Genomic DNA, 19,806 nt, shown 5'->3' with positions numbered 1-19,806 from the left:
AGGTAACACAGGACTAGGTTTATGGCCTTTGAGACGATTAACGTCGAGATTGATGACTCTGTCGCATTGATCACACTGAACCGGCCCGAGGCGCTGAACGCGCTGAACAGCCAGCTGCTGACCGAGCTCTCCAAGGCGCTCGCGGAGGCGGACCAGAATGACAAGGTGCGCTGCATTGTTGTTACCGGCTCGGAGAAAGCCTTCGCCGCCGGGGCCGACATCAAGGAGATGTCCGAAAAATCCTTTGTAGAGATGTATCTGTCGGACTACTTCGGGACTGAAACCGATCAGATCACCAAAACGCGCAAGCCGATTATCGCAGCTGTTTCCGGCTACGCGCTGGGTGGCGGGTGCGAATTGGCGATGATGTGCGATTTCATTATCGCGTCGGACACCGCGAAATTCGGCCAGCCCGAGATTAATCTGGGCGTGATTGCCGGAATCGGTGGCACCCAGCGTCTGACGCGTGCTGTCGGTAAGGCGAAATCCATGGATATGCACCTGACGGGCCGCTTCATGGAGGCCGAAGAGGCCGAGCGTTCGGGGCTGGTTAGCCGCGTCGTTCCCGCCAAGAAGCTGAAAGAAGAGGCGCTTTCGGCGGCTCAGAAGATCGCCGAGAAATCGCAGGTCAGCGTCATTGCGGCCAAAGAAGCGGTGAATCGCAGCTTTGAAACCACCCTTGCAGAGGGCATCCAGTTCGAGCGTCGCTTGTTCAATGGCCTGTTTGCAACCGAAGATCAGAAGGAAGGCATGGCCGCTTTCCTTGAAAAGCGTGAGCCCCAATTCCGCGATCGCTAAGGAAATATGACAAACGGGTGTTTTTTCCACAGATGCCCGTTGACTCAGAACCGAGTCGGCCTTAACAGGGCCGCTCATACACGAATTCACCCACAGAATGGGACCGATACAACATGGCAAACACGCCTCAATCCAAAAAGCGCGCCCGCCAGAACGAACGGCGCTTCGCCGTTAACAAGGCCCGCCGCTCGCGGATCCGCACCTTCCTGCGCAAGGTCGAAGAGGCCATCGCATCGGGTGATCAGGACGCCGCAGTAAACGCATTGCGTGCAGCTCAGCCTGAGCTGATGCGTGGCGTAAGCAAGGGCCTGGTGCACAAAAACACCGCTGCCCGCAAAATGTCGCGTCTGTCGTCGCGCGTTAAGGCAATCGCCTAATAAATTTAGTCAGTCTTTCTTACTGACTCGCAAGGCATCGCATCAGCGGTGCCTTTTTTCTTTGGAAACAGGGCCTTACGTCACGTTAGAGATTCTTTCACAGAATCTTGACGTCAAGAGCGAAGATCAGTTGCTGCCCTCACAGCCCTGTTGGTAAATTGACCCAGCGAGTCACATCGCCTTGGGGGACATCGAAGAGCGCCTGATTCCGGGTGCCGCGCCAGCGAAAGCAGCATCCAAATGGCTGTTTCGCGGAGCCAATTCGACGTCTCACGAGTTTGTCCTTGGTGACTTATAGTTCTTAGTATCCGAGTCGACTCATTGTGACTCGGGGTGGTTGGCTGTTGCCTGTTGTCAGGCGGGTGCCGTTGGAAGGTGGACCGTGTCCCGGGCAGGGGGCAGCGGGTCTTTTAGAGGAAGAAGATCGTCGGGTTAGACGACCGAATGAACGTGGAGCGGGAAAGAATGACGCAAGAACAGTGGGGCCAGATCCGTCAGGATCTTCGACAGGTGTTGGGGCAAAATAATTTTGCAGCCTGGATCGAGCCTCTTGTTTTTCAGGGTCTGAGTGACGGTATCGCCACATTTAATGTGCCGACCAATTTTATGGGGAACTACCTGTCGCAGAACTATGCGGATACGATTCTGTCTTCGATGAACTCGGCTGGCGTTTCCGTGCGCCGTATCCAGTTTGTCGTGGCTGCCCGCACCGCTGCGCCCGCGCCGAAAGCCGCGCCGGCACCCGTTGCCGAAGCGCCCGCGCAGGACGCTGCCGCAAATTCGACAGCTGCCCCCAAATCCGAGGAAGTGCCCGGCGCGCCGCTGGACCCTCGTTACACATTTGATCGTTTTGTCGTCGGCAAGCCGAACGAACTGGCACACGCCGCAGCGCGCCGCGTTGCTGAAGGTGGCCCTGTCAGCTTTAACCCGCTGTTCCTTTATGGTGGCGTTGGCCTTGGTAAAACGCACCTCATGCACGCCATCGCGTGGGAGTTGCATCTGAAATCGCCCCACCTGAATGTGGTCTATCTGTCGGCAGAACAGTTTATGTACCGCTTCGTTCAGGCCCTGCGCGACCGCAAGATGATGGACTTCAAAGAACTGTTCCGCAGCGTTGATGTCCTGATGGTGGACGACGTGCAGTTCATTGCGGGCAAGGATTCGACTCAGGAAGAGTTCTTCCACACGTTTAACGCGCTGGTGGATCAGAATAAGCAGATCATCATCTCGGCTGACCGTGCGCCGGGTGAGATCAAGGATCTGGAAGACCGGATCAAAAGCCGTCTTCAGTGTGGTCTGGTCGTTGACCTGCACCCCACCGACTATGAACTGCGCCTTGGTATTCTTCAGTCGAAGGTCGAGGCCTATCGCCTGCAATACCCCGAGCTTCAAATCGCATCTGGCGTGCTAGAGTTCCTGGCACACCGGATTTCGACCAACGTCCGCGTTCTGGAAGGGGCTTTGACCCGTCTGTTCGCCTTTGCCTCGCTTGTGGGTCGTGAAATCACGCTCGATCTGACACAGGACTGTCTGGCGGACGTTCTGCGGGCCAGCGATCGTAAGATCACCGTGGAAGAAATCCAGCGCCGCGTGGCCGAGCATTTCAACATCCGTCTCAGCGATATGATTGGCCCGAAGCGCGTGCGCAGCTTTGCCCGTCCCCGTCAGGTGGCGATGTATCTGTGCAAGCAGCTGACCACCCGTTCGCTGCCGGAAATCGGTCGTCGTTTTGGCGGTCGCGATCACACCACCGTCATGCACGGTGTGCGCAAAATCGAAGAACTGAAGGCCAAAGATCACCAGATGGCCGAAGATCTGGAGCTGTTGCGCCGCGCTTTGGAAGCGTAACTGCTACGCACCCCCTTGACGCCCCGCGCAAACCTTTGGAGTAATCCAATAAAAGGGTTGAGTGGGGGTCAAAAAGGGGTACCTTACCGCTCCCTACAAGAATTAGGAGCGAGGGAATGAAATTCAGCATCGAACGCGGCGTACTGGTCAAGGCTGTGGCTCAGGCGCAATCGGTTGTCGAACGCCGCAACACGATTCCGATCCTCGCCAACGTGCTTATCGAAGCCGAAGGGGATAGCGTGAAATTCCGTGCGACCGACCTTGATATCGAGGTGGTCGACAAGACCGTCGCACAGGTCGAACGCGCTGGCGCAACAACGGTTTCTGCCGTCACACTGCACGAAATCGTCCGTAAACTGCCCGATGGCGCGTTGGTCACGCTGACCGATGATGCGGCGAAGGGGCGTTTGACGGTTGAGGCGGGGCGCTCGAACTTCTCGCTGGCGACTTTGCCGAAGGAAGATTTCCCCGTCATGGCCTCGTCCGAGTACGAGAGCAATTTCGCGGCCCCCGCGCCAGTGTTGCGTCGGCTTTTCGACAAATCGAAGTTCGCGATCTCGACCGAAGAGACCCGTTATTACCTGAACGGCGTTTACATGCATGTGGCGGATGGCGAAGAGGGCCGTGTTCTGCGCTGCGTCGCGACCGACGGTCACCGTCTGGCCCGCATCGACGCGCCGCTGCCTTCGGGTGCCGAAGGCATGCCCGGTGTAATCGTGCCCCGCAAAACCGTGGGTGAGCTGCGCAAGCTGCTGGACGACGATGAGGCCGAGATTGCGGTGTCTGTGTCGGAAACCAAAGTGCGCTTTGCGACCCCGACCATCACGCTGACCTCGAAAGTGATCGACGGTACTTTCCCCGATTACAGCCGTGTGATTCCCATGGGCAACACCCGCCGTATGGAAGTAGACGCAGGTGATTTCGCCAAGGCCGTCGACCGCGTGGCCACCGTATCCAGTGAGCGTTCGCGGGCGGTGAAGCTGTCGCTGGAAGAGGACAAGCTAGTCCTTTCAGTCAACGCCCCTGATAGCGGCGCGGCGGAGGAAGAGCTGGTTGTGGCCTATGCCGACGAGCATCTGGAGATTGGTTTCAACGCGAAATACCTGCAGGAAATCGCCAGTCAGGTAGATCGCGAGAACGCGGTGTTCCTGTTCAACTCGTCCGGTGATCCGACTTTGATGCGTGAGGGCAATGACACCTCGGCGATCTATGTCGTGATGCCGATGCGCGTCTGATTTTGCAGTGCAGGACCCTTTGGGGCCCTGCGCGGTTTCTCTCGGGGATGTGCTGCGCACTTCCCCTCGGATGCCTCCGGCGGAGGTATTTAGGACCAAGATGAAGGGTCTGTATCTTTCCCATTTGAAGATGTCGCATTTTCGCTCGCACCAGCGGGCGGAGATGTTTTGTGATGGGCGGCCGGTGGCGCTGTTCGGGGCGAATGGGGCGGGTAAGACCAATATTCTTGAGGCGGTTTCCCTGTTTTCACCGGGACGCGGGATGCGGCGGGCCTCGGCTGAGGAGATGACGCGGCGGCCTGAGGCGCTGGGGTGGAAGCTGCGTGGGGTGTTGCGCCATTTGGGGCAAGACCACGAGGCAGAGATCTGGTCCGAAGGCGGCGGTGCACGGCAGTTGCGGTTGAACGGTAAGGGCGCTTCGCAGTTGGCATTGGGGCAGATCGCGCGGGTGCTGTGGTTGGTGCCTGCGATGGACCGTCTTTGGATTGAGGGGGCTGAGGGGCGCCGTCGGTTTCTTGACCGGATGGTCATGAGCTTTTTCCCCGCGCATGGTGAGGTGTCCCTGACCTATGAGAAGGCCATGCGCGAGCGGAACCGTCTGTTGAAAGACCAACGGCGGGATGGCTATTGGTACGCCGCGCTTGAGGCGCAGATGGCCGAAGCGGGCGCTCAGATCATGGAGAACCGCCGGTTGGCCTTGGCCCGTGTTGCCGCTGCGCAGCGGGATGCAGAGACGGCTTTTCCTGTGGCTGATCTGGCGCTGGTTGAGGCGGAAGAGATGGATGGGGATGATCTGACTGCTGCGTTTGCGGCTAGTCGGGCGCGCGATCTGGCGGCTGGACGGACGTTGATAGGGCCCCATCGCACGGATTTGCACGGGGTTTACGCGGCGAAGGATGTGCCCGCCAAGGATTGCTCGACCGGAGAACAGAAGGCGTTGCTGATCTCGCTTATTCTGGCGAACGGGCGGGCGTTGGCGCAGGATTTTGGGGCACCGCCGATTTTGCTGTTGGATGAGGTGTCGGCGCATCTGGATGCGGGGCGTCGAGCGGCGCTTTATGATGAGGTTTGCGCCTTGGGGGCGCAGGCGTGGATGACCGGCACGGGGCCAGAATTGTTTACGGAATTTAAAGACCGCGCCCAGTACTTTGAGGTGCTGGATGAGGCTGGTGCCAGCGCGGTCGCTGAGAAGGATTTGAAATGAAAAGCAATCGCGTGACCTTGATCACTTTGGGGGTCAAGGATTTGGAACGCGCCCGCACCTTTTATGAGGCTTTGGGCTGGGTCGCAGGGCAGGCGCAGACTGGCGTGGTGTTCTTCGATATGGATGGGGCCAAACTGGGCCTCTATGATTTGGCTGAACTGGCAAAGGATCTGGGGCGTGCGCCTGAGGATCTGGGCGTCGGGGCAATGACGCTGGCTCAGAACTTCTCTACCGAGGCGGCTGTCGATGCCGCTTATAGTGCTGCATTGGCCGCGGGTGCGCGCCCGTGCAAAGCGCCGGAAAAGGTATTCTGGGGTGGCTATTCGGGAACCTATGCGGATCCCGACGGGCATATCTGGGAGGTGGCAATGAACCCCTTCTGGCCAATGGATGAAGAAGGGCGCCTTGCATGACACTGGGGTTTATTGATCTGGCGCTGTATTGTGGCGCCCTGTTTGTGTTGTTCCTGACGCCCGGTCCGGTCTGGGTTGCGCTGGTGGCGCGGGCCTTGTCGGGCGGGTTTCATGCTGCGTGGCCCTTGGCGCTTGGGGTGGCCATAGGGGATGTGCTTTGGCCGCTTTTGGCGGTGCTGGGGGTCGCGTGGATTGTTCAGACCTATGACGGGTTTCTGGAGATTTTGCGCTGGGTGGCGGCGGTGGTCTTTATCGCCATGGGCGCAGGCCTGATCCGGCATGCGGATACGGTGCTAAGCACCGATAGCCGTCTGACGCGCCCCGGCGTTTGGGCGGGCTTTGTGGCAGGGATGGCGGCCATTCTGGGGAACCCCAAGGCGATCCTGTTTTACATGGGGATGTTGCCGGGCTTCTTTGATCTGAGCCGGGTCACCGCTTGGGATATTGCGGCGATCTGCGCGATTTCTGCATTGGTGCCGATGATTGGCAACCTGATCTTGGCAAGCTTTGTGGGCCGTGTGCGCAAGCTGTTGCAAAGCCCCTCTGCCTTGCGTCGGACTAACCGGATTGCGGGCGGTTTGCTGATTGCGGTGGGCTGTTTGATCCCGTTTTTGTGAGATTGAATTACGGCAGCTCACCGGAAACCTGTTTCCTACAGGCATTTTCTGCGTGTCGCGTCGCATAAAGGTACCGCGTGTTTGCGCGTTTGGTCTGACGATATCAAAGAGGGATCGGGTTGCGGGCGCTTTTGCCATGAGCGAGCGCGTGAATTGCGGAATTTCAGGTCGCCATATGCCGCGCTTTCCGGTTCCTAAGGAATCAGCGAAAAGACCCCTATATCTTGGTCATTTGCGTGACAAACCCATCAACTCCTTGTAAAAAAGCGGGTAAAGAACAAGGGGAACCCTGCATGTCCGATACCGCATCGCGTCCTGAAGAATATGGCGCTGATTCTATCAAAGTTCTCAAGGGCTTGGAGGCCGTTCGTAAGCGTCCCGGTATGTATATCGGTGACACTGACGATGGCAGCGGTCTGCACCACATGGTGTATGAGGTCGTGGACAACGGCATCGATGAGGCGCTGGCCGGTCATGCGACGGCTGTTACCGTTAAACTTCACGCCGACAACAGCGTTTCCGTGCGCGACAACGGGCGCGGGATTCCGGTGGATTTGCACCAGGAAGAAGGCGTCAGCGCTGCCGAAGTGATCATGACCCAGCTGCACGCGGGTGGTAAGTTCGATAGCAACTCTTACAAGGTCTCTGGCGGTCTGCACGGGGTGGGTGTTTCGGTTGTGAACGCCCTGTCGGATTGGCTGGAACTGCGCATCTGGCGGAACGGCAAAGAGCATTTCGCAAAGTTTGTTCGCGGTGAAACTTCCGAGCATCTGCGTGTTGTGGGCGATGCCGAGGGCGAACGTGGCACCGAGGTGCGTTTCCTTGCCTCGACCGACACGTTCTCGAACCTGGAATACAGCTTTAAAACGCTGGAAAATCGCCTTCGGGAACTGGCGTTCCTGAATTCGGGCGTGCAGATTATCCTTGAGGATGAGCGCCCCGCAGAGCCTCTGCGCGCCGAGCTGTTCTATGAAGGCGGCGTGCGCGAGTTTGTGAAGTATCTGGACCGCAGCAAGACGCCGGTGATGCCTGAGCCGATCTTTATGACCGGTGAAAAAGACGGCATCGGCGTCGAAGTCGCCATGTGGTGGAACGACAGCTACAACGAGATGGTGCTGCCCTTCACCAACAACATTCCCCAGCGTGACGGCGGCACCCACATGGCCGGTTTCCGCGGCGCGCTGACCCGTACGATCAACAACTACGCGCAGACTTCGGGCATCGCGAAGAAGGAAAAAGTAACCTTCTCTGGTGATGATGCCCGCGAAGGCCTGACCGCCGTGCTTTCGGTCAAGGTGCCGGACCCCAAATTCAGCAGCCAGACCAAAGACAAGCTGGTCAGCTCTGAGGTGCGTCCCGCCGTGGAAAGCCTGATGAACGAAAAGCTGGCTGAGTGGTTCGAAGAGAACCCCAATATCGCCAAGCAGATCGTCGGCAAGATCATTGAGGCCGCTTTGGCCCGTGAAGCGGCCCGTAAGGCCCGCGAACTGACGCGCCGTAAAACCGCGATGGACGTGAACTTTCTTGCGGGCAAGCTGAAGGATTGCTCGGAAAAAGATCCGGCGAAAACCGAACTTTTCCTCGTCGAGGGTGACTCGGCTGGCGGTTCGGCGCAGACCGGTCGCGATCGGGGCACGCAGGCGATTTTGCCGCTAAAAGGTAAAATCCTGAACGTCGAACGCGCCCGTTTTGACCGGATGCTGTCCAGTCAAGAGATCGGCAACCTTGTGATGGCGCTTGGTACCGGCATTGGTCGGGATGAGTTCAACATCAACAAGCTGCGCTACCATAAGATCGTCATCATGACCGATGCGGACGTGGATGGTGCCCACATTCGGACGCTTCTGCTGACCTTCTTCTACCGTCAGATGCCCGAATTGATTGAGGGTGGATACCTCTACATCGCGCAGCCGCCGCTGTACAAAGTGGCGCGTGGCAAGTCCGAGGTGTACCTCAAGGACCAGTCCGCGATGGAAGAATACCTGATCGCACAAGGCGTTGAAGGCGCGGTTCTGCGTATGGGTAACGGCGAAGAGATTATCGGTCAGGACCTGATCCGCGTGGTCGAAGAGGCACGCAGCGTCAAACGCATTCTGGATGCCTTCCCGACCCATTACCCCCGCAATATCCTTGAGCAGGCCGCCATTGCAGGCGCCTTTGTTCCCGGTGCGGTGGATGCGGACCTCCAGGGCATGTGTGACCGCGTGGCGGCCCGTCTGGACGTTGTGGCGCTGGAATATGAGCGTGGTTGGCAAGGCCGACCCACGCAGGACCGTGGCATGCGTCTGACCCGTATTCTGCGCGGTGTGGAAGAGGCGCGGACGTTGGACGGCCCCGTTCTGCGCTCGGGCGAGGCGCGCCGCGTTGGCACCCTGACCCAGTCGTTGCAGGACGTCTATGGCAAGCCCGCCAAGCTGATCCGCAAGGACCGCGAGCAGTGGATCTACGGCCCGCTGGACCTGTTGGCCGCCATCTTGTCCGAAGGTGAAAAGGGTCTGTCGCTGCAGCGTTATAAGGGGCTGGGTGAAATGAACCCCGAGCAGCTGTGGGAAACCACACTGGACCCGAATGCCCGCACTCTGCTGCAGGTGAAGATCGACGATATGGCCGAGGCCGACGATCTGTTCACCAAGCTGATGGGCGACGTGGTGGAACCGCGCCGCGAGTTCATCCAGCAGAACGCTCTGAGCGTGGAAAATCTGGACTTCTAAGGCGCTTTGCCCGACGTCCCATGCCCAAAAGGAAACGACGCGCCAGAGGATGGCGCGTCGTTTTTCATTTCAGCAAAGCGTCGGCGCAGCGCTAGTGCGTATGCGCCTCTTCTTTCGCGGCCTCTCTTGCCAGTGCAGCTTCGGCGGCAGCTTGCAATTCAGCCACGATGGCTGCCTCTTCCTTGGCGAAACGGGGGCAAACGCGTGCTTCCTTGGCGTAGGTCGCGGGGTTGTCGATCATACGGTTCTTCTTGATCGTCGCTGTCTCCAGAGGTTTCAGCATATCCAGCAGGATGTTCTGGATGTCTGCCTCTAGCGCCGCCAGCTGCATTTTGTCGGTCACGTCATGCTGACGCATGGAATAGGTTTCACCGCGCAGCGTCCGGGCTAGGTTCTTTTCCAGCAGGGCCGTCGCGTCAGCGATATAGGTGTTGTAGTACACCACATGCTGGCTTTCGTGCTGTAGCGTCACGTCATATTCGCAGCTGCCCTTTTGCAGCTTGCTTTTGACCCAGACCAGTGGACGTTCGACGCCCATCGTCACGCGCGCCTCTTTCACACGCAGACAGGATTTGTCGCCCTGACTGAGACGCTGCCATTCCAGCTCGATGTCGGGGGCGTAGATCATCTTGGTGAAGCCCCAGACACGGAACATGAAGGCCTTGTCCACTTCGACGCCGCGGGGCATGCGGCGCACCAGTTTGGCTGGCTCATCCATGCGGGTGATGGTCAACGCTGGCGCTTCATTGCAGCGAGCGATCAGAGACTCTGCCTGTGCAGGCAGTCCTGTCAGCATCAGTAATCCCGAAAACGCCGAGAGAACCTTCGTCCATTTGGTCGAAAAAATACGACCTGCACAGAAATTAGATTTCGGGAAAAGAGAGAAAAACTCGGAAAGGCGAACACCAGTGGAATCGACCATGAGGCTACCTAATTATTTTTCGGCACACTAGCAGTCTGATTCAGAAAGAGAAATGCGGTATTTTCAAAGAACAGGCGATTTTCGTGCAACGGAAAATCGCCTGTTTTTATGGGCCTTCGCGGTGAACTACCGGCAAGACGCAAACTCACGTCGGTAATTGCTGGGCGTATCCATGTGCTGGTCCTTCTTGTCCGCAATCGCGTCATACTTACGATTTATGGCATGAAGGATTTGCGTGACAGAGTTACGTATTTGCGCCTGTGCTTGTGCAGTCGAGCGGCCATTATGCAGCATCACATATCCATTCCGACCGAGCATCTTGGGGAAATTGGATTTCACACCTGTCTTGAATTGAGTGAGATATGTATTGTGATTTTTCACATGCTCTAATTCATGCCGCATGGTGATCTTGTATTCACAGCTATTCACCCGAATAGATGGATTGATCCAGATCTTCGGTGGAATTTCACCAGCACGAACTGTAACCTCACGCATCCGAAGGCAACTGCCCTGAGAGGTGGAAACCACGTCCCAACTGATCTGCGCCGCGAACTGACGTTTCAGGACAGTCAGACCTTGGACCCGCCAGCCGGCACGCATTTTCTTGGCGTAGGCTTCAGGACGCTGGGTGGTCAGTTGAGCTGGAACCTGGTTCGCAACGACCTTGATTACCGGGGCTTTTGCGCATTGTGCAGCCAATGAGCTGGCCGCCTGCGCAGCATCGCCGCTCACTGAAAACGCAACAACAGCAGCAAAAGCCAGACTGGCAATTTTCTGAACAGCGTGTCGCATCTCAATTCCTTTCGCTCCGCTGAGGCCTCATCGGTCATGAGGCTTATGGAAGTTACGAATTAAGATTGGATTTAGTTTCCGGCTTTATCTAGTGCCCTTGTCCGAATGAGTACGGCGGTACGTTTTTGCACGGGTGGGTGTAAAAGAGTTACGGCCGTTCTCTAAAATTTTTTCAAATGATCCGTTGATATATCCCAAGGGGTATAACCCCACTCGACTGACACCGGACTCAATCAGAATGCGTCCACGAATTTGGCCTATGAAATGCAACTATAGAATTGCGAAAATCAGAAATACGGTAACCAAAATTTCTATACCAACGCATCGGATACGCGCGTCTGACAGTTAGATATACTAACGAGTACTTCCGGTATATCCGAAAATTTTCGGGATTTTAATGAGGAAAGGGGCGGTCAGCGCCTTAAAAACTTGGCGCAAACCATCACACGGTCCAATCGCGGCCGCCGATCGTCCGATTTTTGGCATATGTGATTCGTTTCCGGCCTCAGGGCAGGGGCGGGTTTGCACTAGGCACTTGTCATCCGGCGCGCCTCAATTCGAAGGCGCGTTTGGGGTAAACTGGACCATTGGCGGGCTGCTAGAGATCGGGGTGGGTTCCGCCCAAACGCTCGGTCAGGTCATTGGCGGCTTTGCGCACATGCTTGCCGATCTCATCGATACGAGCGGCGTCCAGACGCGCCGCCAGACCAGAGACAGAGATGGCGCAGACTGCCTCGCCTTGAGGCGACCAGACCTCGGCGGCGACGCAACGCAGACCGGTGACGTGTTCCTCATCATCCAGCGCATAGCCGCGGGCGCGGGTCTTTTCGATGTCTTTTAGAACTTCATCGGGATTGCGCAGGCTCTTGGCCGTCATGCGTGGCAGTCCCGCGCGGGTGACCAGCGACAGGATATCCTCGTCCCGCCAAGTCGAGACAATAGCCTTGCCCATACCGCTACAAAACACTGGAACCCGCCCGCCGGGGGGCGAGATGGCGCGCATGATTTCGCGGCTTTCCACCTGAGAGACCGTGATCAATTGGTCATCATCCAGAATTCCAAGGTTCGCTGTTTCGCGGGTGGCGTCCCGCAGACGGCGCAAAAAGGGCAAGGCGGGCGCGATATAATTGCGCCGACGACCAAAGGCACTGCCCACAGTGAATGCCTCGCGTCCCACATGCCAAAGGCTTGTCTCGGTCTCGAACTGGGTGAACCCGTGTTGCTCCAATGTGGTTAACAGGCGATGGGTTGTCGAAACCGCCAGACCGGTGCTGCGCGCAAGATCCGACACCCGCAAACCATCGTCTGATCGCGCGAGTTCTTGCAACAGGCCAAGCGCACGGCTGACTGACTGCACTCCGTCCTTGGGTGATTTCATTTTCGGACCCTCCCTTTCCGCATAGTGAAAAAGTAATTTCAATTTCTCACACTGCAAGAGAGATCGCGCTATCTGACGTGTAGTTAATTGGAGGACGCCATGTCGGAATATGTCGAACGTCACGGCCTGAAGGTCGCAGCTCCTTTGGCCAAGCTGGTTGAAGAGCAAGTGTTGCTGAATGTGAGCGCGGATGATTTCTGGGCGGGCTATGCCGCTATGCTGCGGGATCTGGCGCCCAAGAACGCAGCGCTGTTGGCCAAGCGCGATGCGCTGCAAAGCCAGATTGATGACTGGCACAAGGCTCGCGCCGGTAAGGCCATCGATGCCGCCGAGTACCAGTCGTTCCTGCGTGAGATCGGCTATCTGGTAGACGCGCCCGCGCCCTTCACTATGGGCACCCAGAACGTGGACCCTGAGATCGCAACCGTTGCAGGCCCTCAGTTGGTGGTGCCGGTGATGAATGCTCGTTTTGCGTTGAACGCGGCGAACGCGCGTTGGGGCTCTCTCTATGACGCGCTTTACGGCACTGATGCGATCCCCGGCACGGCTAAGGCGGGCGGCTATGACGCTGAACGTGGCGCGAAGGTGATCGCATGGGGTCGCGCCCATCTGGACAAAGTTGCCCCTTTGGCTGGTGGCAGTTGGGCAGGTGTTCAGGCGATGGACGTGCGCGATGGCATTCTGTTCGTGACCGTGGATGGGGATGAAACCGGCCTTGCCGATCCGTCGCAATTCGCGGGCCACATGGAAAAGGGCGATGTGTTCCTGAAGGTGAACGGTCTGCTGATCCAGATCGTGATCAACGCGGACTCGCCCATCGGCAAGGATGATCCTGCCCATATTTCTGACATCCGTCTGGAAAGCGCCCTGACTGCCATTCAGGACTGCGAAGATTCGGTTGCCGCAGTGGATGCCGAAGACAAATGCGCGGTCTACGCCAACTGGCTTGGTCTGATGAAAGGCGATCTGGAAGAGAGCTTTGAAAAGGGTGGCAAGGTGATGACCCGCCGTTTGAACCCTGACGTGACCTACCTGTCGCCGGAAGGCGCGCCGGTCATCCATCCCGGCCGCGTTGTTTTGCTGGTCCGCAACGTGGGTCACCTGATGACCACAGATGCGGTTCTGCTGGACGGCCAAGAGACCCCCGAAGGCATGTTGGATGCCGCCATCACCGTGGCCGCGGCCATGCATGATCTGGCGCGTAGCACCAACAACAACTCGCGTCACGGGTCGGTCTATGTCGTGAAGCCCAAGATGCACGGCCCCGAAGAAGTGGCTTTCGCGAACGAGATGTATTCCCGTGTCGAAGACATCCTTGGCCTGCCTCGCAATACCGTAAAACTGGGCGTCATGGACGAAGAGCGTCGCACGTCGGCCAACCTGCTGGCCTGTATCTATGAGGTCAAAGACCGCTGTGTGTTCATCAATACCGGTTTCCTTGATCGTACGGGCGACGAAATCCACACCTCGATGCAGGCGGGCCCCGTCATTCCCAAGGGCGAGATGAAGGACGCCGCGTGGCTGTCCGCTTATGAGGCCGGGAACGTGGATGCGGGCCTTTCCGCTGGCATGGACGGCAAAGGGCAAATCGGCAAAGGCATGTGGGCCAAGCCTGATGCGATGGCCGAGATGCTGGAGGTCAAAATCGGTCATCCTAAGGCCGGCGCGAACACCGCGTGGGTTCCCAGCCCCACAGCCGCCACTTTGCACGCCACCCATTACCATCAGGTTAATGTTCCTGCGCTTCAGGAAACCCTGAAAGGGCGTGAGAAAGCTAGCCTTGACGCTCTGCTAACCCCGCCGCTGATGGTGGGCCGCAACCTCAGCGATGAGGAAGTCACGCGCGAGCTGGATAACTCGTGCCAGTCGATCCTTGGCTATGTGGTGCGTTGGGTTGATCTGGGCATTGGCTGTTCGAAAGTTCCGGACATCAATGATGTGGCACTGATGGAAGACCGCGCGACCCTGCGGATCAGTTCTCAGTATCTGGCGAACTGGCTGATGCACGGAGTTTGCTCGGAGGATGAGGTTATGGCCTCGCTCAAGAGGATGGCCGTGAAGGTGGACGCGCAGAACGCCCATGACCCCGATTACCGCGCGATGGCACCGGATTACGACGGCCCCGCGTTCAAAGCGGCCTGTGATCTGGTGTTCAAAGGCGCAGAACAGCCCTCGGGCTATACCGAGCCGCTTTTGCATGCCGCCCGCCGTGTGGCCAAGGCCGGATAAGGAGATACCAAGATGATGACTGTAACCCGACTGGATCTGAACGACGCGACTGTCATGCTGGCCGGAGCCCGCGCCAAAGCGGCAGAGATCGGTGTGCCCATGTGCATCGCGATCACGGACGATGGCGGCAATCTGGTCGCGTTCGAGCGTATGGATGGCGGTAAAGTCACCAGCATCACCATTGCGATCGACAAAAGCTTCACCGCCTCGGGCGCCAAGAAAGCGACCCATGAATATGGTGCGATCAGCCAGCCCGAAGGTCCGACCCACGGTATCAACAGCGCCATCGGCGGCCGTTTGATGGTGGTTGGCGGCGGTCTGCCTGTGATGGTGGATGGCGCTTGTGTCGGTGGGATTGGTGTCAGCTCTGGCACCCCCGCGCAGGACATGCAAGTGGCTCAGGCGGGGATCGATGAGTTGATGGCAACGCTCTGATTTCAGTGAAAGATTGTGTAGGGCGTCCCTAGGGGCGCCCTTCTGCTTTTGACGGTAAGGACTGGCGAAATATAAGAAAATTCGCAGAATTTTCTTGGCCGTAGGGCGGGTCGCGTAAACCGGATACTAGGAATGGACCCTTAGGCAGAACCCCGTGTTTCACGGAGGTTCGTCATGTGCATCTATTGTTTCGCCCCCGCTGCTGCCGAGGTTACCGCGCCTTCGATAACCGAGGTGAGGTCGCAATCGGTCGCGATTAGTGCGTCGCCTGATACCATTGATGCGATGGCTACATATCTAACCACAGGATACTGGCAAGATCAGGGAATCTCGCCCCATGCCTTTGCCGCAAATGTGATTGAGGTGAACACCAGCGCGTTGGATAGCGCTGGGCGGGCGATGGCGTGGCAGGCTTTGGGGGCTTGGGCCTCGGTCGCGGACCTGATCTTCGTTGAAGGGGGCGATGCAAGAGGGATTACATTCTCCAGCACACAAAGCGGCGCATATGCGAATGCGCGGTTTCTGAACGGAGAAATCCGCTCGGCTTTCGTCAATATTAGCGCCGATTGGCAGGCCCGGTACGGGGAAGAGGTGGGCAGCTATACCTATCAAACTTATCTGCACGAGATTGGCCATGCCCTAGGACTGGGCCATCAGGGGAACTACAACGGCGGGGCAAGCTACGGGCAGGATGCGATCTTTGCCCATGACAGTTACCAGTTGTCGGTGATGTCCTATTTCAGCCAGACCGAGAACCCACTGGTCGGCGCAAGCTATGCGCTTGCTGTGACGCCGATGGCCGTGGATATCGCCGCGATCCAGAGCCTATATGGTGCGCCAAGGGACACCAGCGCTAGTGCGGGGGATACCCGATATGCCTTGGACGGATCGGCAACGCAGGACAGCGCCTTGCTAGGCATGGCCGCAGCGGGGGTGCCGGTGACTATGACGCTTTACGATGTTTCCGGTCGGGATCTGCTGGACTTCAGCGCGGCACAGGATGGCATCCGCTTGGACCTGCGGGGCGGAGCGGTCTCTGACGTGGCGGGTCTGGCGGGAAATCTGGTGATCGCTCAGGGCACAGTGATTGAGGATGCTCGCTCTGGTGTGGGGAACGATCTGTTGCGAGGCAATATCGGTGACAATCGCTTGGCCGCCTCGCGTGGGAATGACGTTCTGTTTGGTCACGGCGGGTCCGATACGCTGATCGGCGCAGAGGGGCGGGATCGTTTGTCGGGGGGCATCGGTGCCGACCGGTTGTTGGGAGGCGCCCATATGGACAAGCTTTGGGGTGGCACTGGTCGCGATACGCTGGCTGGCGGCGGCGGCGACGATCTGCTTTCGGGGGGTGGCGGGGTTGATCAGATGTTCGGGGGCACGGGCGATGACGTGCTGACGGGCGGTGGTGGCACCGACAGGCTTTTCGGGCAAGAGGGGCAAGATACGCTGTCCGGCGGCGCAGGCTTTGATCGCCTCTGGGGCGGGGCAGGTGCCGATTGCTTTGTCTATCGCGCCGGTTTTGCGAACGACTGGATCTTTGACTTTTCCGTTTCGGAGGGGGATCGCCTGCAGATTTACTCTGACGCGGCGACAGAAGGGGATCTGGCACAGATCGCTGCGATTGAAGGCGATGATACTAACCTGACCTTCGAAACAGGCACATTGCGCCTGATCGGTTATACAGATTTGGCCGCGCTGGCGGGGCAGATAGACTGGCTGTGACCGCTTAGATAAAGACAAAGCAGTCGTCGGGGACATCATCCAACCCGCGCAGCCCGATCATCCCGTCGGGCAAGTCTATCGCGAGGCCCCAGTTGGTGGGGCGGAAGGAAAGCTGGTCTTTGCTTATCTCTCCCAGCACCAAACGATCTTGGGTCACGTCAAAGTCATAGATCCAGTCGCGCCCCTCTCCGGGGAAAAAGATGAACCTGTCCGCACCGTCGCCTCCGCGCAGGTGATCCGTGTCAGGCCCCCCACGCAAGCGGTCGTTTCCCGCGCCGCCGATGAGAAAGTCGATCCCCACACCGCCAATCAAGGTATCGCTATGGGTACCGCCGTTAAGGCTGTCGCGCCCATCCCCGCCGATCAGCATGTCATTTCCCGCGGCACCCAGCAGTTTATCGTTGCCCGCATCACCAATGAGCCGGTCGTTACCACCACCCCCGTCCACGTAATCCGCACCGGCATCCCCCTTCAGGCTGTCAGCGCCGTTCCCGCCAGCCAATCGGTCATCTCCACCACCACCGAACAGACTATCGTTTCCAAGGTGGCCGAACAGTCGGTCGGCCCCTTCATTGCCCCAAAGACGATCATTGTGCGCTTGTCCCAGTAGCAGGTCATCTCCGCTGCCGCCGCTGATGCGATCATGGCCGAAGTTCCCGTATATAGTGTCGTTTGAGGTTTCTCCCCACAAGATATCGCCACCGCTTCCGCCTTTCAAAAGGTCGTCGCCTGCGCCGCCAAAGATTGTATCCACGCGGCCACCCCCCAGCAGAGTGTCCCCATAAAGCGTGCCCGTCATCCGGTCACGGTCCGCGGTGCCAACCTCTGATGTGCCGATCCCCAGCAAATGAAATTCGGGCGGCAGGGCATCTTGCAGAACCTCATCGGCGGATAAGGATGCGCCGCTGGCAGAGTGGATCGTGATCTCTAGCCCTTGGTAGCGCACGGTTGCGCCGCTGTTGGTGGTCTCGACCTGAATTTGGGACAGGGACCGCAGAAATGTCAGCTGTGATAGATCCAACCGGTCCGCGTCCGGATCGAAGTCTGTGATGGTGAACGCGCTGACATCACGCGCAGGCCGGAAGATGTCCGCGCCGCTGCCTCCAGTGATCGTAGCGGCGCCGTTGATCAGGAAAATGTCATCCCCCTCAAGCCCGTTTGCCATTTCTTCATGGTTTACGGTCAGGATGTCATGACCAGAGGTCGCGGTGCCGATGGCGCCTTGGTCCGGTAAGTCCAAGGTAAAGCTTGCAATGCCATTCTCTGTTGATGCCAGCACAATCGGAGATGGGGATTCGGTGATGACCAGCAGGTCAGTGATCGTAGGTAGATCGGGAAGATAGAGGGATTGAACATGTCGTAAAGTGCCGTCTGGCAGCAAAAGAAATGCGCTGACGCCGCCGTCGCCTCCGGATGTTAGGATGTAGCTGCGCCCTTGGTGCGCAAAGCTGCTAAGTGTTGTGGCGTTCTGAAAATAAGTCGTGGCCGCGTCGATGACGTGGTCGGACAATTCAACTTGGCCGGTCGAGGACACCTTCACCACGGAAAGGCTACTACTGCCTCCGCCCGCAACGGTGGCCCAAATCTGGTCATAGGCGGCGATAACCTCGATATCTGTCGGGCGGTCCAACCCAAGGCCCTGCGCCGCCCCGATCGTGTCGGATAGCATCAGAGAGGAGTTGTTGACCGTATAGACTTGTAAGGCGTCCTTCGTGGCATTGCTGGCAAAGAGAAGAGTTCCGCTACTGGTTGAGATCGTTTGAAGCTCGGCTACTGTGCCCGCAATTTGCTTTGATGTGGTTTGGCTCTCGCCTGTGACCCAGAGGGTTGTGACATCGTACCCTTCGGAAGTCGCCATGACGTACCCGCTTGGGGATGTGGTCAGCGCAGTTGTGTATCCAGTGGCCCCGTAGGCCGATTGCCCGAGATCAGTGGCGAACAGACCATCAGTGCCAATTTCAAAGCCGTAAAGGCCCTCTGCGGACAGGGAAAGCGCCAGAAATGCGCTGTCAGGTATCATGAGAATGCAGGCGACCTCAGGGTTGGCCAGCCATGGACTGTTCTCGAAACTGACAGTTTGCCGCAAAACCAGCGCACCATCTGCGCCGATTTCCCAAACTGAAAGGCCACCTCCGGTGCCGGTGACCCCATAGATCAGCGTGCCATCTGGGCTTTGCTGTAAGCTCCGAAGATCAAGGTCAAAGCGGGCTTCGCCCGTTCCAGTTACACCTGAAAATGTCAGCATTTTTTCGTCCCACTCACTTGTGTCAAGTGTGGCGGGCTGGCTGTACCGAGGCGCGGCGGAAAGAGGGCAGGCGCGTGGCAATCGCGTCGGATTTTTCTAGATTTGACGGATTTGTACCGAGGCGGCTATGGATAGACAGGTCGTTTCTGACCGCGTTTGAGCAAGTATATTTGTATGATCCGATTTGAAAACCTGACCAAGACGTTCAAGCTTGGCGGGACACGAAAGACCGTCATCAACAACCTGACGATGACACTGCCCGAAGGCAAATCCCTTGCGCTGTTGGGGCGGAACGGGGCGGGAAAAAGCACTCTGCTCAAGATGATTGCAGGATCGATGTCTTACGATTCGGGGCGGATCATCACCGATTGCAGCATTTCGTGGCCTGTGGGCTTTGGCGGCAGCTTTCATCGAGAGCTGACGGGTGCCCAGAACGTCCGTTTCATCGCGCGGATCTACGGGGTGGACACCGACCAGCTGCTCCATTTTGTTGAAGATTTCTCAGAGCTGGGTAAGCATTTCTACATGCCTGTGCGCACCTACTCGGCAGGGATGCATTCGCGTCTGGCCTTCGGTGCCTCAATGGGGATTCGCTTTGACACCTATCTGGTGGATGAGACGACGGCAGCCGGTGATGCGCGATTCGCTCAAAAAGCCCGCGCGGTTTTTCGTAAGCGGATGGAAGAAAGCAGCGCGATCATGGTGAACCACAACCTCAAGCAGGTGCGAGAGTTCTGTGACGCCGGAATCGTGCTGGAAGACGGAAAAGCCACGTATTTTTCGGATCTGGATCAAGCGATCGAGATACATGAGTACAACTTACGACTGGATCAGGGCTGATGAAACGCAATTATTGAGATTAGGTGCTTTGAATTTTACA

Annotated in this window: 16 protein-coding genes; 12 read left to right on the top strand and 4 right to left on the bottom strand. The window is 57.9% G+C overall.

Going from position 1 to position 19,806, the window contains the following annotated elements; translation table 11 throughout:
• Positions 1-21: 21 nt before the first annotated feature.
• From CLV74_RS05335 to gyrB, 8 genes are all read left to right on the top strand, one after another.
• The gene (locus CLV74_RS05335; protein WP_106263200.1) at positions 22-798 is read left to right on the top strand and encodes an enoyl-CoA hydratase; all 777 of its coding nucleotides are present in this window, start codon (positions 22-24) and stop codon (positions 796-798) included.
• Positions 799-911: 113 nt separating this feature from the next.
• Positions 912-1,175: a 30S ribosomal protein S20 gene (gene rpsT / locus CLV74_RS05330; RefSeq protein ID WP_106263199.1), complete on the top strand. Its 264-nt coding sequence runs from the start codon at positions 912-914 to the stop codon at positions 1,173-1,175.
• 465 nt (positions 1,176-1,640) lie between these two features.
• Entirely contained in the window at positions 1,641-3,023 is a 1,383-nt protein-coding gene (gene dnaA / locus CLV74_RS05325) for a chromosomal replication initiator protein DnaA (RefSeq protein WP_245888466.1), read from the top strand.
• Between the two features lie 116 nt (positions 3,024-3,139).
• Positions 3,140-4,258, top strand: coding sequence for a DNA polymerase III subunit beta (gene dnaN / locus CLV74_RS05320; protein ID WP_106263197.1), 1,119 nt, complete (start codon positions 3,140-3,142; stop codon positions 4,256-4,258).
• A 100-nt stretch (positions 4,259-4,358) separates the two neighbouring features.
• Complete coding sequence (gene recF, locus CLV74_RS05315) at positions 4,359-5,462, top strand: DNA replication/repair protein RecF (RefSeq protein ID WP_106263196.1); 1,104 nt, start codon at positions 4,359-4,361, stop codon at positions 5,460-5,462.
• On the top strand, positions 5,459-5,875 hold the full coding sequence (locus tag CLV74_RS05310) for a VOC family protein (protein ID WP_106263195.1): 417 nt from the start codon (positions 5,459-5,461) through the stop codon (positions 5,873-5,875). The genes recF and CLV74_RS05310 overlap by 4 nt, the downstream gene beginning before the upstream one ends.
• Positions 5,872-6,492 carry a LysE family translocator gene (locus tag CLV74_RS05305; RefSeq protein ID WP_106263194.1) on the top strand — a complete coding sequence of 207 codons (621 nt, stop codon included), beginning with the start codon at positions 5,872-5,874 and terminating at the stop codon, positions 6,490-6,492. Before CLV74_RS05310 ends, CLV74_RS05305 begins: the two co-directional genes overlap by 4 nt.
• Before the next feature lie 293 nt (positions 6,493-6,785).
• Positions 6,786-9,203 (top strand): DNA topoisomerase (ATP-hydrolyzing) subunit B, encoded by a 2,418-nt coding sequence (gyrB, locus tag CLV74_RS05300; protein WP_106263193.1) that lies wholly within the window; start codon positions 6,786-6,788, stop codon positions 9,201-9,203.
• A 91-nt stretch (positions 9,204-9,294) separates the two neighbouring features.
• On the opposite strand, the gene CLV74_RS05295 is transcribed toward gyrB, so the two are convergent.
• From CLV74_RS05295 to CLV74_RS05285, 3 genes are all read right to left on the bottom strand, one after another.
• Entirely contained in the window at positions 9,295-9,999 is a 705-nt protein-coding gene (locus CLV74_RS05295; protein ID WP_106263192.1) for a hypothetical protein, read from the bottom strand.
• 252 nt (positions 10,000-10,251) lie between these two features.
• The gene (locus tag CLV74_RS05290; RefSeq protein ID WP_106263191.1) at positions 10,252-10,917 is read right to left on the bottom strand and encodes a hypothetical protein; all 666 of its coding nucleotides are present in this window, start codon (positions 10,915-10,917) and stop codon (positions 10,252-10,254) included.
• 598 nt (positions 10,918-11,515) lie between these two features.
• On the bottom strand, positions 11,516-12,295 hold the full coding sequence (locus tag CLV74_RS05285; RefSeq protein ID WP_106263190.1) for an IclR family transcriptional regulator: 780 nt from the start codon (positions 12,293-12,295) through the stop codon (positions 11,516-11,518).
• A 99-nt stretch (positions 12,296-12,394) separates the two neighbouring features.
• Here CLV74_RS05285 and CLV74_RS05280 point away from each other — a divergent pair, with 99 nt between their 5' ends.
• From CLV74_RS05280 to CLV74_RS05270, 3 genes are all read left to right on the top strand, one after another.
• The gene (locus CLV74_RS05280; RefSeq protein WP_106263189.1) at positions 12,395-14,524 is read left to right on the top strand and encodes a malate synthase G; all 2,130 of its coding nucleotides are present in this window, start codon (positions 12,395-12,397) and stop codon (positions 14,522-14,524) included.
• Between the two features lie 12 nt (positions 14,525-14,536).
• A complete protein-coding gene (locus tag CLV74_RS05275) occupies positions 14,537-14,959 on the top strand; it encodes a GlcG/HbpS family heme-binding protein (protein WP_106263188.1) in 423 nt (140 codons plus the stop codon).
• A 174-nt stretch (positions 14,960-15,133) separates the two neighbouring features.
• The gene (locus CLV74_RS05270; RefSeq protein ID WP_106263187.1) at positions 15,134-16,681 is read left to right on the top strand and encodes a M10 family metallopeptidase C-terminal domain-containing protein; all 1,548 of its coding nucleotides are present in this window, start codon (positions 15,134-15,136) and stop codon (positions 16,679-16,681) included.
• A gap of 4 nt (positions 16,682-16,685) precedes the next feature.
• Here the strand turns inward: CLV74_RS05270 and CLV74_RS05265 are convergent, their stop codons facing one another.
• On the bottom strand, positions 16,686-18,926 hold the full coding sequence (locus CLV74_RS05265) for a calcium-binding protein (protein WP_106263186.1): 2,241 nt from the start codon (positions 18,924-18,926) through the stop codon (positions 16,686-16,688).
• A gap of 174 nt (positions 18,927-19,100) precedes the next feature.
• Here CLV74_RS05265 and CLV74_RS05260 point away from each other — a divergent pair, with 174 nt between their 5' ends.
• Entirely contained in the window at positions 19,101-19,766 is a 666-nt protein-coding gene (locus CLV74_RS05260; protein ID WP_106263185.1) for an ABC transporter ATP-binding protein, read from the top strand.
• Positions 19,767-19,806 lie beyond the last annotated feature (40 nt).

It is taken from the genome of Donghicola tyrosinivorans (assembly GCF_003003355.1).
GTDB lineage: Bacteria > Pseudomonadota > Alphaproteobacteria > Rhodobacterales > Rhodobacteraceae > Donghicola > Donghicola tyrosinivorans.
The sequence above is the reverse complement of the archived record's forward strand: the minus strand, read 5'-3'. Positions and strand labels throughout refer to the sequence as shown.